This is a genomic window from Enterobacter cloacae complex sp. 418I7, from assembly GCF_050030705.1.
Classification (GTDB): domain Bacteria; phylum Pseudomonadota; class Gammaproteobacteria; order Enterobacterales; family Enterobacteriaceae; genus Enterobacter; species Enterobacter intestinihominis.
In genome coordinates this window covers 2394342-2410157 of record NZ_JBLGUU010000001.1, presented here as the reverse complement: position 1 = coordinate 2410157, position 15816 = coordinate 2394342, and the positions used below count along the sequence as shown (strand labels likewise).

Below are 15816 nucleotides of genomic sequence, written 5' to 3'. Positions count from 1 at the left end.
TTATTACTCAGGTTAAAACAGTTATGACAATAAATTCTGAACGCCAACTTAAAACCGGCGGGGATCCGCGCACGCTTGCGGATTACGCTGCCTTGCGCGAAGAAATGAACAAGCTCACCCATCCGGCACGCCCGGATGTGAACTGGCAACACGCGGAAACGCTCTGTCTGTCACTGTTCGGGCATAACGGTGTGGAGCTACAAACGGCTGCCTGGTATACGCTCGCCCGTACGCATCTGGCCGGATTGTACGGTATGAATGAGGGGCTTGCGGTACTTGCTGCACTGGTAGCCCGCCAGTGGGGAAACCTCTGGCCACAGCCTGTCCATGCGCGAATCGAAATCCTCAGTGCACTCAGCAAGCGCCTGCAACAGGTAGTACGAACGCTATCGCTGACGTACGCTGACTTAGGGCAGCTGTATCAGTCTGAAGAGCATCTGAGCGCTTTGGGGGACGTCTTGCAGCGTATGGAACTCAAGCATGCTACTCAGCTTGATGCTCTGCGCACGATGATGCAGAACGCAGCAGTGCGTCTGGAAAACAGCGAAAATACGGACATGAGTCTGCACGGTGACGCATTGGGTGCTACGGAAATTCACCTCGTCGAACCGACTGAGCGTAGTAAATGGGTTTATGTGGTTGAGCCCGAGCCGGTGCTGAACGTTGAGGTGGTTAAAGAACCTCCGGTGTCGATGAAACCCTGGAAGCCATTTGCTGCTGGTATGTTAACCATGCTGGTGGCAGCCAGTGTCGTCGTAGGAGGATGGCAGATGTTGCATGCGCCAGATTCGGCACAAGCGCAGCTAGCCGCGGCTCTGGCTCCTCTACCTCAAGGGCTATCTACAGGGCAATTAGAGGAGCTGCAACAAACGTCACCGTCACCGGAACCGGGGATTGGCAGGACACAACAGCTGTTAGCGCAGCTTTTACAGTTGAAACCAGACTGGGCAGTGAGCTTCGGCGACCGTCTGGTGCAGCAGGCGCTGACGCTGTGGCCGGAAGAGGCCAAACCCCTGGCGCAACATTGGCAGAAACAGATGAGTATCGCTGCGCTAGCAGATTTAGATCTGAATGGATGGCATCAGGGTATGGCGCAGTTGCAGCAGTTGACGAACAAGCTGAACGCACTGGATGAACAGAAGGGGAAGTACATGACGGTGAGTGAACTGAAATCAGACGTGTTTGCCATGTCGCAGTCATTTAGCCAAACCATACCGCTTGAGGAGCAGCTTCGTCTGCTTTCCACTCTACCTGCCGGGCAACCCCGGTCAGCAGCGCAGCAAAACAAGGTCGAACAACATCTTCAGCAGTTGATTGTTAGCTACGCCCTGCTGAAGCACAAAAAAGAACAATAAGACTGGCGAAAAACACGGAGTTAACATGTCAGTAAGAGAGCGTTTTTTTAAGAAAGTGCAGCAGAATAACGTAAATAAACCGATTCATATTAATACGGCTGAAGCCGAAGTCAGGGCTTTTTGTCAGCGGATGGATGATCTTGCACAGCAAATTATTGTTTGGTTTGAGGGTTCTGGTATTGAAGTCCTGTTATCCCAAAAGCATATCACCGATTTGAGTACGGTCGGCTACAGCCTCAGTAGCAGTATATGTCGTTATGTCATCACGACTGTCATTCTGCGAAATGGAGATCGCAGCGTCAGCATTATGCCAGAACAGATCATCAGGGGATCAGAGAAGGGGTGTATGACAATGTGCATTAATGCCCCCGGCAGTATATCGGGGGAGAGGATATACCATTTAAGTATGGCGCCTGAAACAGGCTGGTATATTCGTCACGGACATCAAAGTGTGAAAGAGAATGTTCTCATGACGGAGGACTATTTTTTCCAGTCAGTCGACTGTCTGGCCTGAACGTAAGCCAGCCTGGTGGGAGGTCACGGTAACGTAGTTGATATATATTAACTACGTTAACTTATTAAGCATGACTAAACAATGTTGCCCTACGGTACTCCTTCTTAAATAGGTAAGCGCTAATATTTAAGGGGGGGCGGTAACCAAACTACAAGCTGGATATTTACCGTATATCATGCTTTTTATCTGCCTTAAGCGAAACTGCTCAAATCAAACTGCAAAACAACAAACCAACGACGAACGTGAGGACAAAATACTGTGGCAATGCTATAAACCTTAGAGCCCACAAAAATATAAAGTCGTAGGAAAAACTATGCTAAGAAATATTAGTGTCAGAACCTTCATTGTCTATTTCCTTTTATGTGTGTTTTTGGTAAGTGATGGAGTTATAGCGCTATTTTCAGGGAGTTTTTCGCTTTTTATTGCAGTCATTATCGTACAATGTATCGCCTTAATTTTACTCTGGGCGTATATGACAAAATATCTTGTGACGCCGATCAATACTGTGAAAAAAAGTATTGAAGAAGTGACGTCAGGCAATCTAGGCGTGTCGATCCCTGAATTCGGCAACAACTGTGCGGGACGACTGATCCCGGGCATTAATAGTCTCTCCAGCAACATTGCAACGCTGGTCCGTGAGATCCGCGCCTCCTCGCAAACCGCGATGACCCTGTCAGATCAGCTTTCTTCACGCAGCGCGCAGCTTTCCGTTAAAACAGAACAGCAGTCAGCTTCGCTGGTGCAAACGGCAGCCAGCATGGAAGAGATGGCTGCAAGTACAAAAAATAATGCCGACAATACCCGTTTAGCCAGCGAACAGGCGAATATCGCGACGTTGCAGGCGCGTAAAGGCGGAGAGTTAATGGGGCAGGTCGCGAACAATATGCAATCAATTACCGACTGCGCCCAGCAAATGACAGAAATTATCTCGCTGATTGACGGTATCGCTTTTCAGACCAATATTCTGGCGCTTAACGCCGCCGTTGAAGCGGCAAGAGCGGGCGACCATGGAAAAGGTTTTTCAGTGGTCGCTGGTGAGGTCAGAAGCCTGGCGCATCGTAGCGCCGAAGCGGCAAAAAATATTAAGTCATTGATTGAAGTCACCAGCCATAACGTGACGCAGGGCGTTAACGTAGTCTCTGAAGCTGAAAAAAACATGCACGACATCGTTACCGGCTCGGGCAACGTGAGCCGACTGATGGATGAAATTTCCGCCTCAACATCGGAACAAGAAAAAGGGATTTCACAAATCACGCTGGCATTGTCAGAGCTGGAACGCGTAACACAGAGCAATGTGTCGATGGTTGAAGAACTCAACGGTTCGTCAGATGTGCTGCGCAATCAGGTGATTGAACTTCAGACACGAACACGTAATTTCCGTCTGAAGAGCGAGTACCAGGCTGATAATGCGTTAATAAGCCGCGAATGGGTGGTGAATTCCTGAGCATATTCAGGATGATGCCTCACATAATTATTGCTTAACCCTCGACGAAAGCTAGACTGACACCGAAAGAGATAAATCGGTGGAGGCGCTGTGGAGAGCATTAAAGGGTCTGAAGTTAACGTACCTGACGCGGTTTTTGCATGGGTACTTGATGGGCGCGGGGGCGCAAGGCCGCTTGAAGATCAGGATCACATCGACAACGAACACCCATGCTGGCTGCACCTCAACTACACGCACCCGGACAGCGCCGAGTGGCTCGCGTCCACGCCGCTATTGCCTAACAACGTTCGGGATGCGCTGGCGGGAGAAAGTCTCAGACCTCGCGTCAGCCGGATGGGTGAGGGGACGTTAATAACACTGCGTTGCATAAACGGCAGTACGGATGAGCGTCCGGATCAGCTGGTGGCAATGCGTGTCTATATGAATGAACGATTGATTGTTTCCACCCGTCAGCGAAAAGTGCTGGCGCTGGATGACGTCATTAACGATCTGAAAGAGGGCACGGGGCCTACGGATTGCGGAAGCTGGCTGGTGGATGTATGTGATGCGCTGACCGATCATGCCAGCGAGTTTATTGAAGAACTCCACGATAAAATCATCGATCTGGAAGACAACCTGCTCGATCAGCAAATTCCCCCACGTGGTTTTCTGGCGTTGTTGCGAAAACAGCTTATTGTTATGCGCCGCTATATGACCCCGCAGCGCGACGTCTATGCGAGACTGGCCAGCGAACGCATGAGCTGGATGAATGACGATCAGCGTCGCAGAATGCAGGATATTGCTGACCGGCTGGGACGTGGTCTGGACGAAATTGATTCGTGTATCGCCAGAACGGCGGTCATGGCGGATGAGATAGCACAGGTAATGCAGGAGTCATTAGCCAGGAGAACCTATACCATGTCGCTGATGGCGATGGTTTTTTTGCCAAGTACGTTCTTAACCGGGTTGTTTGGCGTCAATCTTGGGGGGATCCCCGGCGGTGAATATCACTATGGCTTCACCACGTTTTGCGTCATGTTAGTGGTTTTGATTGGGGGTGTTGCATGGTGGTTGCATCGTAGTAAATGGCTGTAAATTTACGCATTTTCTAATGCTGCGACTGCTTCAAAACGACATTTTAATTGAGCGAAGTCAATAAACTTAGACCATGTTAGGTGCAATATTACTCCCGCAGGTGAATGCAACGTCAAGCGATGGGCGTTGCGCTCCATATTGTCTTACTTCCTTTTTTTGAATTACTGCATAGCACAATTGATTCGTACGACGCCGACTTCATAGTCGGCTTTTTTTTGCCTCCTTTTTATCTGCGTCTACCCTTTAGGGGTAAGCACCCAAATCTGGAGGAAAAGATGAGTATGCTACTTGCCCTGCAACGCCTGAACACATGGCAGTCCGATCCGGTGCCCACCGATCCGACCCCAATTCCCGATCCCATCCCGCGTCCGCAGCCGATGCCGGATCCGCCACCGGACGAAGAACCGATTAAATTGTCGCATCGTTAGCGGAGATCTGCGAGGATACGCGCCATCTGACTGCAATCATTACCATGAGAGTATATTGTGACCGCTTTTTCCACGCTGAACGTTCTGCCTGAAGCCCAACTGACAAACCTGAATGAGTTGGGTTACCTCACTATGACCCCTGTCCAGGCCGCCGCGCTGCCGGCTATCCTTGAAGGCCGGGATGTGCGCGTGCAGGCGAAAACCGGTAGTGGAAAAACGGCTGCATTTGGACTCGGCCTGTTGCAGCATATTGATGCAACCCTGTTTCAGACCCAGTCCCTGATACTCTGCCCGACGCGCGAGCTGGCCGACCAGGTCGCGGGTGAGCTGCGTCGTCTGGCGCGTTTTTTGCCTAACACTAAAATTTTAACGCTCTGCGGCGGACAACCGTTCGGTGCGCAGCGCGATTCCCTTCAACACGCGCCGCATATCATTGTGGCAACGCCGGGCCGTCTGCTCGATCACCTGCAAAAAGGCACCGTTTCACTCGATGCACTGCAAACGCTGGTGATGGATGAAGCTGACCGCATGCTGGATATGGGCTTCAGCGATGCGATTGACGAAGTGATCCGCTTTGCGCCAGCCACGCGTCAGACGCTGCTTTTTTCTGCCACCTGGCCAGAGGCGATTGCGGCGATCAGCGGGCGCGTGCAGAAGAACCCGCTGACCATTGAAATCGATACTGTCGATGCATTGCCAGCGATTGAGCAGCAGTTCTTCGAGACGTCGCAGCAGGGCAAAATTCCACTGCTGCAAAAATTGCTTAGCCAACACCAGCCAGCGTCCTGCGTGGTGTTCTGTAATACCAAAAAAGATTGTCAGGCGGTGTGCGATGCCCTGAATGATGCCGGACAGAGCGCATTATCGCTGCATGGCGATCTGGAGCAGCGCGATCGCGATCAGACGCTGGTGCGTTTCGCTAACGGCAGCGCTCGCGTGCTGGTTGCAACGGATGTGGCGGCTCGTGGCCTGGATATCAAATCGCTTGAACTGGTGGTGAATTTCGAACTGGCATGGGATCCGGAAGTGCATGTCCACCGCATCGGGCGTACCGCGCGTGCGGGTAACAGCGGTCTCGCGATCAGCTTCTGCGCGCCTGAAGAGGCGCAGCGCGCTAATATTCTTGCGGAAATGCTGCAACTGAAACTCAACTGGGTGAATGCCCCCGGTAATATCAGCATCGCTCCGCTGGCGGCGGAAATGGCCACCCTGTGCATCGACGGCGGTAAAAAAGCCAAAATGCGTCCCGGTGACGTTCTGGGGGCGTTAACAGGGGATATCGGTCTCGACGGGGCAGATATTGGCAAGATCACGGTCCATCCTGCACATGTCTACGTAGCAGTTCGCCAGTCGGTTGCGCATAAGGCCTGGAAACAGTTGCAGGGCGGGAAGATTAAAGGGAAAACCTGCCGTGTTCGGCTGCTGAAGTAAGGGAAAAAAGCGTCTCAGAAGCACTGTCTGAGACGCAGTCAGGTTATTTCACTTCCACCACGTTCAGGCGCAGTTCATCGAATTGCGCATCCTCTTCCTCTGGCTGCCAGCCAGCAGGCTGCATCGGGATCTCTTCGCGGTCAAACGCCAGATCCCCGCCGTTCACCACCTCTGAACCGTGGTTAATCCCTTTGAAATCGAAAAGTTCAACATCGGCGAGGTGCGAAGGCACCACGTTCTGCATGGCGCTGAACATGGTTTCGATGCGGCCCGGATAGCGTTTATCCCAGTCACGCAGCATTTCGCCAATGACCTGACGTTGCAGGTTCGGCTGTGAGCCGCACAGATTGCACGGAATGATAGGGAAGGCTTTGGCCTGAGAGAAACGCTCAATGTCTTTCTCGCGACAGTAGGCGAGCGGGCGGATCACGATGTGTTTGCCGTCGTCACTCATCAGCTTCGGTGGCATTCCCTTCATTTTGCCGCCATAGAACATATTCAGAAACAGCGTTTGCAGAATGTCGTCCCGGTGATGACCCAGCGCAATCTTGGTGGCGCCCAGTTCGGTTGCGGTGCGGTACAGAATGCCGCGACGCAAACGTGAGCAAAGCGAGCAGGTCGTTTTGCCCTCTGGGATCTTCTCTTTTACAATGCCGTAGGTATTCTCTTCTACGATTTTGTACTCAACGCCCAGGTTCTCAAGGTACTCCGGCAGGATATGCTCCGGGAATCCTGGCTGTTTCTGATCGAGGTTAACCGCGACCAGGGAAAAGTTCACCGGTGCGCTTTGCTGTAGATTGCGCAGGATCTCCAGCATGGTGTAGCTGTCTTTACCGCCCGACAGGCAGACCATGATGCGATCGCCTTCTTCAATCATGTTGAAGTCTGCAATGGCTTCGCCCACGTTACGGCGCAGTCGCTTTTGCAGTTTATTCAGGTTGTACTGTTCTTTCTTGTTAATCTCTTGATTTTGTTGCATCTATTCGTTACTCAGATCTCAAATGGGGCACAGGGTGAGAAAACGATTTCAAAGCGTCAGCTTCGTGTTCATCTCTTCTATCCATGTAGCATAGATTTCATACACCATCTGCGCATTTACGTGCCCCATCTGGTTAGCGATAAAAGACGGGTTTGCGGCTACCGGTAAAAACCAGCATGCGAAAGTGTGTCGTGTATGGTACGGATTGCAGCGCCGAATGCCAGCACGATTTACAAATGAGCCCCTCAAAGAAGTTTGGTTAAGACTAACGGGTTGTCTACACTTACAGCTTACGCAGTAAAAACGGAGGTGAAAATGTCTGACCGTCCCGTTAATGGTGACCATCCTGATTATAATCCCAGCCCGGATAACCCGGAAAAGGATGGAAGAAAACCGAAAGATGATCCTGGCTCAGCGCCTGAATCAGGCGATAAAGATCCAGAGTAATGACCAGCCGCCTTTACGAAGGCGGTTTTAAAACCCATTACGGCCTCGCTATGCGCAACGCTATTCACGATATTCCGATACCCGCTCAGAACCCCCTGTTTTGCCGGACGAGAAGGTGAGATAAAGCACCGATCTCATCCCCGCGTTCCAGCACGTTTTACAGTTCTCCTGCTACGCTTTTGAGGGGGACAAGGGAGCGCTTCTATGAAAAATAAAGACGAACAGACAGGATTAGTTGGGCTGGCGATTGGTGCCGCCGTTATCGGGCTGGTTTCAGCGCAGAAGATCATCAACCGTGAAAGTATTGTCGATGAGCTGGTGAGGCTCGGCAGGCAGAAGGGGGATGGTGTCGAAGATGAGGTCTTTTTAAAAGCGGCTGAGTTAGTGAGAAAAGGGGTATAAGCGATGGCTGAAATTCGTCATGCACAGTGTCATTGTGGGGCGGTGAAATTTACTGTTGAGCTGACGGACGGCCTGAATACCGCACGGCGATGTAGCTGCTCGTTTTGCAGGATGCGCGGGGCAGTAGTGGTTTCCGCGCCGTTGACGGGTATTAAGGTGACGCAGGGCGCGGACACGCTCACAGAGTACCGTTTCAACACCGGCACGGCGCGCCATTTCTTCTGCTCGGTTTGCGGTATTTACACGTTCCATCAACGACGTTCCAATCCCAATGAATATGGTGTGAATGTCGCCTGTCTGGAAAATGTTACGCCATTCGACTTCCCGGAAGTGGCGGTAATGGATGGGATAAATCACCCTATGGATGGCGACAGCGGGGTAATTGGCTATCTCTCTTTTCGCAAAGAACAGGCGAAACAGAGATAAAATTAGCCCGCAGATCGCTGCGGGCTAACGGGATTAGAACTGGTAAACCAGACCTAACGCTACGATGTCATCCGTACCGATGCCATTGTTTTTGTAGAATGAATCATCTTCATCCAGCAGGTTGATTTTATAATCAACATAGGTGGACATGTTTTTGTTGAAATAGTAGGTAGCACCGACGTCAGCGTATTTCACCAGGTCTTTATCGTCCTGTCCATTGCCCAGATCTTTACCTTTGGACTGTAAATAGGAAACAGCCGGGCGCAGACCGAAATCGAACTGATATTGTGCGGTCACTTCAAAGTTCTGGGTTTTATTTGCAACCGCATCTGCATTGTCGCCGTACGGCGTCATATTGCGGGTTTCGGAATACATTGCAGCCAGGTAAATGTTGTTGGCATCGTATTTGAGGCCTGCGGTCCATGCATCCGCAGTATCACCGCCCGCAGTAGTGTAATTTACCTGATCGTTAGTACGGTCAGATGAAGCATATGCCGCGCCTGCGCTGAAGCCCATGCCGAAATCGTAGGTTGCGGAGATACCGTAACCGTCACCATTTTCATGACGTGTATCACGACCGTTGTTGGTCCCTTCATTAGTAGAGCAGAAATTCTCATCGCAGTTATTACCTTCATTATTACCCTGATACTGCACCGCGAAGTTCAGACCCTGCACCAGACCAAAGAAGTCGGTGTTACGGTAGGTCGCCACGCCGTTTGCACGACCGGTCATAAAGTTATCGGCATAAGTATAAGAGTCGCCACCAAATTCTGGCAGCATATCGGTCCAGCCTTCTACGTCGTACAGGACGCCATAGTTACGGCCGTAATCGAAGGATCCGTAGTCGCCTACCTTCACACCCGCGAAGGCCAGACGCGTCCAGGACTGATTGTCAGAGCCTTCGGTGTTGTTTGCCTGAATGTTGTATTCCCACTGCGCGTAACCGGTCATCATGTCGTTGATTTGGGTTTCACCTTTGAAACCCAGACGCATATAGGTTTGGTCGCCATCTTTTGACGCATCGTCAGAGAAATAATGCAGACCATCTACTTTGCCATACAGATCCAGTTTATTGCCGTCTTTATTATAAATTTCAGCTGCGTGAGCGGCTCCAGCCATTAACAAAGCGGGGATCATCAGTGCCAGTACTTTTCTTTGCATTTTGATTATTCCTTTGCAGTTATTTTTTTATTGCTTAGTGAACTTTCCGGGCTGGAAAGCTGTCCCATGCTAAATCACACTGAGGGCTGATGAATAAAATATAATTGTTACGGGTTGAGTAAAATCTAAAGCAAATGATGCGTTTGAAATAACAATTGATGCCGTGAATTAATCGTTATAATCAATACAAAATAAAAATTATTAATTACGTGGAAAACAAGGTAATCTCCACGCCGTTATATGCCTTTAAGATTTTTTCATCCATAATTCACGTGAATATTGTTCAGAACGTTGAGGCAATTTTCACCGAACTTCTGGATTAGCCCGGTGCACGTGCATCGGGCTTTTTTATGGCAAAAAAATGCCCGGACAAGCCGGGCATAACGGTTATTCGCTGGTTGATTTTTCCGCTTTCCCCGCCAGCTGTGCAAGGAAGTCATAACGCTTCTGAAGATCCGCTGCCGCGTCCCTCCATAGCTGCTCTGCTACTTCTGGTTGTTGAGCGTTCAGCCTGCGGAAACGCTGCTCCTGAAGTAAGGTTTCGGCAAGGGCGTCTGAAGGCGGACGTGAATCCAGCGCCAGCGGTAATTTTCCTTCATCGGCACGGCGCGGGTCAAAGCGGTACAGCGGCCAGAAGCCGGTTGCGGTAAGCTGACGCATCTGGTCGTGGCTAAGCGCCAGATCGTAGCCATGCTCCTCACACGGGCTATAGGCGATGATCAGCGACGGGCCAGGATACGCTTCCGCTTCCTGAATGGCTTTCACCGTCTGGTTAAGCTGCGCGCCCAGCGAAATCTGAGCGACGTAGACGTGTCCATACATCATCATGCTGACGCCCAAATCTTTACGCGCCTTACGTTTGCCATGCTCACCAAATTTCGTGACCGCACCCAGTGGCGTTGCTTTCGAGGCCTGTCCGCCGGTGTTGGAATAACACTGAGTATCAAGCACCAGAATGTTAACGTTTTCGGTGAGGCTCAGGACGTGATCAAGACCACCGAAACCAATATCGTAGGCCCATCCGTCGCCACCGATCAGCCAGATAGATTTTTCAACCAGCGCGTCAGCATCGGTCAGCAGTTGTTCAGCCCCTTCAACACCCTGAAGCGCGTGGCGCAGCTCAGCAACCTGTGCGCGACGAACGTCAGGCGTGGCCTCCGCATGCAGGGCGTCATTCAGCTCTGCCGGGATTTTATCGGCAAACTGTTCCAGCAGACGCATTACGCGGGCGCGGTGCTGATCGACCGTCAGGCGGAATCCCAGACCAAATTCTGCGTTATCCTCAAATAACGAGTTTGCCCAAGCCGGGCCGCGGCCATACGCGTCGGTGGTATAAGGCGTGGACGGCAAGTTCCCCCCATAGATTGACGAGCAGCCCGTCGCGTTGGCAATCAGCATCCGGTCGCCGTAAAGCTGGGTAAGCAGTTTGATGTACGGCGTTTCACCGCATCCGGAACACGCCCCGGAGTACTCGAAGAGGGGGGTGATAAGCTGCGAGGTACGAATGTCAATACGTTCCAGCTTGTTGCGATCGATTTCGGGCAGGTCGAGGAAGAAGTCATAATTCACTTTCTCTTCTTCAACATGTTCCAGACGCGACATCATATTAATGGCTTTGATTGAGGGATCCTGACGATCTTTCGCCGGGCACACCTCGACGCACAGGTTACAGCCGGTACAGTCCTCTGGTGCCACCTGAAGAACATATTTCTGGCCACGCATATCACGGGATTTTACATCCAGCGAGTGCAGACTTTCCGGTGCGTCCGCCATCGCTTCTGGCGACACCACTTTGGCGCGAATGGCCGAGTGCGGGCAGGCCGCCACGCAATGGTTGCACTGGGTGCACAGCTCTTCTTTCCAGATAGGGATCGCTTCGGCAATGTTGCGTTTTTCCCAGCGGGTCGTGCCCATCGGCCAGGTGCCATCAGGCGGAAGCGCAGAGACGGGAAGAGTGTCGCCCAACCCGGCAAGCATCGCCGCCGTAACGGTTTTGACGAAATCCGGGGCAGCGTCAGACACCACTGGCGGCCGGTTCGGGCTGCTGGTATTGACCGGCTGCAACGGCACCTCGAACAGCGACTCGCGGGCCAGCGCCAGCGCCTGCCAGTTGCGCTCAACCAGCTCCTGACCTTTGCTGCTGTAGCTTTTGGCTATCGCCCCCTGGAGCTCCATCAGCGCGCTGTCGCCCGGCAGAATATTGGTCAGATGGAAGAACGCCATCTGCATAACCGTATTGATACGCGCGGCCAGGCCGCACTCGCGGGCGATCTTCGCGGCGTTAATGACATACAGGCGCGCCTGTTTCTGATTTAGCACCGCCTGGACTTCCTGGGGCAGTCGTGCCCAGACCTCATCGGCGCTATACGGGGTGTTGATCAGGAAAATACCGCCGGGCTTCAGGCGCTCGGCCATCTGGTATTTATCGATAAACTGGAGCTGATGACAGCCAACAAAATCCGCCTGAGAAATCAGGTATGCCGAGCGGATTGGATGTTCGCTGACGCGCAGGTGCGAGACGGTCAACCCGCCCGCTTTTTTGGAATCGTAAACGAAATACCCTTGCGCATACCACGGCGTGGAGTTACCGATAATTTTGATGTTGTTCTTGGTCGCCGAGACGCTGCCGTCGCTGCCCAGACCGTAGAACAGCGCTTCCAGTTTCGCATTCGAGGGCAGGGTGTTTTCCGGCAAAGGGAGAGAAAGGTTAGTCACGTCATCATAAATGCCGACCGTAAAGCGCGGCTTCGGTTTTGCCTCGCGCAGTTCAGCAAATACGGCCAGGACGCACTCCGGCCCGAACTCTTTGGAAGACAAACCATAACGCCCGCCAATGACGCGCGGCAGCGTTTCGCGTTCACCGTGATTAAACGCCTCAGCCAGAGCGGTCATTACATCAAGGTAAAGGGGTTCAGCCTGCGCGCCAGGCTCTTTGGTGCGGTCAAGTACCGCCACGGCACGCGCGCTTTCCGGCAGGGCTGCGAGCAGATGTTTCGCAGAGAATGGACGGTAGAGGCGAACTTTTAGTACGCCAACTTTTTCACCACGCGTAAGAAGCTCATCGACCACCTCTTCGCAGGTGCCGATGGCGGAGCCCATCAGGACGATCACGCGCTCGGCCTGCGGATGACCGTAATATTCAAATGGCTTATATGCGCGACCCGTCGCAGCGGAAAAATCGTCCATCGCCTGTTCGACGTGCTCATATACCGCGTTGTACCACGGGTTTGTCGCCTCGCGGGACTGGAAATAGGTATCCGGGTTGGCAGAGGTACCCCGGATCACCGGATGTTCCGGATTGAGGGCCCGAGCGCGATGGGCATCAATGTCAGCCTGCGGCAGCAGGTTCAGTATGGTGTCATCCGGCAGCGGAACGATTTTATTGATCTCGTGAGAGGTGCGAAAACCATCGAAGAAATGAATAAATGGCACTCGGCTTTTCAGCGTGGCGATATGCGAAATCAGCGCGAAGTCCTGTGCTTCCTGCACGCTGCTGGCGCAGAGCATAGCGCAGCCGGTCTGACGCACGGCCATCACGTCTGAGTGGTCGCCAAAAATAGAGAGCGCGTGTGTGGCTACAGTACGTGCGGCGACGTGCAGGACAAACGGCGTTAATTGTCCTGCCAGCTTGTAAAGCGTGGGGATCATCAACAGCAGCCCCTGAGACGAGGTGAACGAGGTCGACAGGGCACCGGTCTGCAACGCACCATGCACGGTGGCAATGGCGCCGGCTTCGGACTGCATCTCAACAACCCGCGGGACATCGCCCCAGACGTTTTTTACCCCATTACCAGCCCAGGCGTCAGCCTGTTCAGCCATAGTGGAGCTTGGGGTGATGGGGTAGATGGCGATAACTTCGCTGGTGCGAAACGCAACAGACGCGACTGCACCATTGCCGTCAATAGTTTGCATAGGACAACACCCTTACATTGCGCAAAAATGAAGGGCCTGTAAAACGACGACAGACCCTGAATATTATCTGTGTATTTTAGCAAAGCTCAGGTTTTACGATTTTCGCTTTTGTGTCCTTGGTATGCGCTGTATCAATGACTGGATGGCTATTCGCGATAAAAAATTGCGAGAAATTGTTACCAGAGCGCATAAATACGCACATCCGCTCTCGACGATGCGGCGCGTGATGCCTATTATGCATAGGTTTCGCTTTAACTATGGGGAGGAAGGTATGCGTTCTGCATTTTGGGTCGGATGTGCCGCGTTACTGTTGTCGGCATGCAGCAATGAACCTGTACAGCAGGCGACTGCGGCACACGTTACGCCAGGTATGCGAGCGGCTATGTCCAGTTCAGGCCAGGCCAACTGCGCAATGATCGGAGGATCACTCTCCGTTGCCCGTCAGCTCGACGGCTCCGCTATCGGCATGTGCGCGTTGCCAAACGGCAAACGCTGTAGTGAGCAGTCGCTTGCCGTAGGATCGTGCGGGAGTTACTGAGTTATTCAACTCGCTTAAACATTAAAGACTTATTGGCTGTCGCCAGCGTTAACTGGTCTTCGGTCAGGTCTACCTGAGCGCCTGTGCGTAGCATATCGGCGAGGGTCTGATCCAGTTCATTAAGCTGCGGCTCGGTGCAGAGTTTCCGCGTCATTGCCAGCGTTTTGACCGTCAACTCTCCTTCGGACAATTTTCCCTGGCCGTTGAAGCCGTTGCACATTGTGCCGGAGACGGCAATGTTGTTAATCAGGCTGATACTGGGCTGCGCGCTGAACCGAATTTCAGGCTGCGTTTTCAGGCCCTTAACCGCTTTTCCATCAACGTTTTCCAGCACGAAACGGTGATTCTCTAACTGATCGGTCTGAACGGAGGCTTTACCGGGATTAACGCATCCAGCCAGTGCGAGGCTGATTAAACTTACTGCCGCGAGCTTTTTCATTTTTCTTCTCAAACTATCAATGCTGTAAATATTTTTTCAGTGTAACCATACCCTCTAGGGTGTTAATGGGGTTTATCTGAAAGTGCGAGATAAGGACCGGGCGGCAACGCACCCGGTGAATAAATTAATGCGATTGAAATCCGGCTGCGGCCATCAGCATTTTAAAGAGCATACTTACGCAGGCCAGTGCCAGGACGCTGCCGCCCCAGATGATGGCAAGCCACATCAAACGTTTCCATACAGGTTGTTGCATCAGTGATAACCCTCCCCATGCTGTACTTTTCCGCGAAAAACGTAATAACTCCAGAAGGTGTAGACCAGAATCACAGGAATGATCAACAGTGCGCCCACCAGCATGAAGCCCTGGCTTTGGGCTGGCGCAGCGGCCTGCCAGAGGGTAATGTCCGGCGGGATGATATGCGGCCAGATGCTGATCCCAAGCCCGCTAAATCCAAGAAAAACCAGCCCTAACGTCATGATAAACGGCAGAGTATGGCTCGCAGGATCGTTCAGGCAGCGCCACTGGCACAGACTCAGGATCGCAACCAGCGCAGGAACGGGCAGCAGATAAAACAGATTCGGCAGCGTAAACCAGCGCGCAGCAATGGCTGGTTGGGCGAGAGGGGTCCATATACTGATTACCGCAATGAATACCAGAAGCAGGAGCAGAAGCACTTTCGATACCTGACGCATCCGCTGTTGCAGGGCATTTTCACTTTTCATTACCAGCCACGTTGATCCTAACAGCGCGTAAGCCACCACAAGACCCGCACCGCAGAAAAGATTGAACGCGGTAAACCAGTCAAACGGACCACCGCTGTAAGCGCGACCGGTGACGCTGAACCCGTGGATGACCGCGCCGACGGTGATGCCCTGGCTGAAGGCCGCCACAATTGACCCGCCAATAAAGGCCTTATCCCAGAACGGGCGGTGCGCCGGAGTCGCTTTGAAGCGAAATTCGAAGGCGACGCCACGAAATATAAGCCCGATCAGCATTATTGTCAGTGGAAGGGTTAGCGCGTCGATGATCACCGCATAGGCGAGAGGAAAGGCGCCAAACAGGGCCGCACCGCCAAGCACCAGCCAGGTTTCGTTGCCGTCCCAGACGGGAGCCACGCTGTTGACCATTACGTCGCGATCGTCCGCATTCGGCGTTACCGGAAACAGTATGCCTATCCCCAGATCAAAACCGTCCATCACGATATACATCAACGTGGCGAAAACGATAATCACGAACCAGATAATGGAAAGATCGATACCCATTAC

The 15816-nt window shown here is 52.4% G+C and carries 16 protein-coding genes and 1 pseudogene; 10 read left to right on the top strand and 7 right to left on the bottom strand.

Features of this window, described 5'->3' with window-relative positions:
• The first annotated feature begins 23 nt into the window (after positions 1 to 23).
• From ACQG0S_RS11610 to dbpA, 6 genes are all read left to right on the top strand, one after another.
• Positions 24 to 1355 (top strand): VasL domain-containing protein, encoded by a 1332-nt coding sequence (locus ACQG0S_RS11610; RefSeq protein ID WP_063137798.1) that lies wholly within the window; start codon positions 24 to 26, stop codon positions 1353 to 1355.
• A gap of 25 nt (positions 1356 to 1380) precedes the next feature.
• Positions 1381 to 1869: a hypothetical protein gene (locus ACQG0S_RS11605; RefSeq protein WP_046621363.1), complete on the top strand. Its 489-nt coding sequence runs from the start codon at positions 1381 to 1383 to the stop codon at positions 1867 to 1869.
• A gap of 313 nt (positions 1870 to 2182) precedes the next feature.
• Positions 2183 to 3313, top strand: a complete 1131-nt coding sequence (locus ACQG0S_RS11600; protein WP_080461263.1) for a methyl-accepting chemotaxis protein — start codon at positions 2183 to 2185, stop codon at positions 3311 to 3313.
• 90 nt (positions 3314 to 3403) lie between these two features.
• Positions 3404 to 4387 (top strand): zinc transporter ZntB, encoded by a 984-nt coding sequence (gene zntB / locus ACQG0S_RS11595; protein WP_032624170.1) that lies wholly within the window; start codon positions 3404 to 3406, stop codon positions 4385 to 4387.
• A 281-nt stretch (positions 4388 to 4668) separates the two neighbouring features.
• On the top strand, positions 4669 to 4815 hold the full coding sequence (locus ACQG0S_RS11590) for a hypothetical protein (protein WP_369702450.1): 147 nt from the start codon (positions 4669 to 4671) through the stop codon (positions 4813 to 4815).
• A 57-nt stretch (positions 4816 to 4872) separates the two neighbouring features.
• On the top strand, positions 4873 to 6246 hold the full coding sequence (gene dbpA, locus ACQG0S_RS11585; protein WP_022648261.1) for an ATP-dependent RNA helicase DbpA: 1374 nt from the start codon (positions 4873 to 4875) through the stop codon (positions 6244 to 6246).
• A gap of 43 nt (positions 6247 to 6289) precedes the next feature.
• Here the strand turns inward: dbpA and ttcA are convergent, their stop codons facing one another.
• Together ttcA and ACQG0S_RS11575 are read right to left on the bottom strand one after the other, a co-directional pair.
• Complete coding sequence (ttcA, locus tag ACQG0S_RS11580) at positions 6290 to 7225, bottom strand: tRNA 2-thiocytidine(32) synthetase TtcA (protein WP_048966800.1); 936 nt, start codon at positions 7223 to 7225, stop codon at positions 6290 to 6292.
• 48 nt (positions 7226 to 7273) lie between these two features.
• Positions 7274 to 7459, bottom strand: a pseudogene (locus tag ACQG0S_RS11575) (tyrosine-type recombinase/integrase); the annotation flags it as partial.
• A gap of 81 nt (positions 7460 to 7540) precedes the next feature.
• On the opposite strand from ACQG0S_RS11575, the gene ACQG0S_RS11570 reads away from it, so the two are divergent.
• From ACQG0S_RS11570 to ACQG0S_RS11560, 3 genes are all read left to right on the top strand, one after another.
• Entirely contained in the window at positions 7541 to 7672 is a 132-nt protein-coding gene (locus ACQG0S_RS11570; RefSeq protein ID WP_255248590.1) for a hypothetical protein, read from the top strand.
• 204 nt (positions 7673 to 7876) lie between these two features.
• Positions 7877 to 8074 carry a hypothetical protein gene (locus tag ACQG0S_RS11565; protein ID WP_022648260.1) on the top strand — a complete coding sequence of 66 codons (198 nt, stop codon included), beginning with the start codon at positions 7877 to 7879 and terminating at the stop codon, positions 8072 to 8074.
• A gap of 3 nt (positions 8075 to 8077) precedes the next feature.
• A complete protein-coding gene (locus tag ACQG0S_RS11560; protein WP_023300213.1) occupies positions 8078 to 8500 on the top strand; it encodes a GFA family protein in 423 nt (140 codons plus the stop codon).
• A gap of 33 nt (positions 8501 to 8533) precedes the next feature.
• Here ACQG0S_RS11560 and ompC read toward each other — a convergent pair whose 3' ends face one another.
• Both ompC and nifJ read right to left on the bottom strand, forming a co-directional pair.
• Positions 8534 to 9661 (bottom strand): porin OmpC, encoded by a 1128-nt coding sequence (gene ompC, locus ACQG0S_RS11555; protein ID WP_022648258.1) that lies wholly within the window; start codon positions 9659 to 9661, stop codon positions 8534 to 8536.
• Between the two features lie 387 nt (positions 9662 to 10048).
• Positions 10049 to 13573, bottom strand: coding sequence for a pyruvate:ferredoxin (flavodoxin) oxidoreductase (nifJ, locus tag ACQG0S_RS11550; protein ID WP_023300212.1), 3525 nt, complete (start codon positions 13571 to 13573; stop codon positions 10049 to 10051).
• A 271-nt stretch (positions 13574 to 13844) separates the two neighbouring features.
• Here nifJ and ACQG0S_RS11545 point away from each other — a divergent pair, with 271 nt between their 5' ends.
• A complete protein-coding gene (locus tag ACQG0S_RS11545) occupies positions 13845 to 14111 on the top strand; it encodes a putative hemolysin (RefSeq protein ID WP_003856935.1) in 267 nt (88 codons plus the stop codon).
• A 1-nt stretch (position 14112) separates the two neighbouring features.
• Here the strand turns inward: ACQG0S_RS11545 and hslJ are convergent, their stop codons facing one another.
• The 3 genes from hslJ to cydB all read right to left on the bottom strand — a co-directional run bounded on the left by hslJ (position 14113) and on the right by cydB (position 15813).
• Positions 14113 to 14550, bottom strand: coding sequence for a heat shock protein HslJ (hslJ, locus tag ACQG0S_RS11540; RefSeq protein WP_023300211.1), 438 nt, complete (start codon positions 14548 to 14550; stop codon positions 14113 to 14115).
• Positions 14551 to 14674: 124 nt separating this feature from the next.
• On the bottom strand, positions 14675 to 14803 hold the full coding sequence (locus tag ACQG0S_RS11535) for a DUF2474 domain-containing protein (RefSeq protein WP_048966801.1): 129 nt from the start codon (positions 14801 to 14803) through the stop codon (positions 14675 to 14677).
• A complete protein-coding gene (cydB, locus tag ACQG0S_RS11530) occupies positions 14803 to 15813 on the bottom strand; it encodes a cytochrome d ubiquinol oxidase subunit II (RefSeq protein ID WP_048966802.1) in 1011 nt (336 codons plus the stop codon). Before cydB ends, ACQG0S_RS11535 begins: the two co-directional genes overlap by 1 nt.
• Between the last annotated feature and the right edge of the window lie 3 nt (positions 15814 to 15816).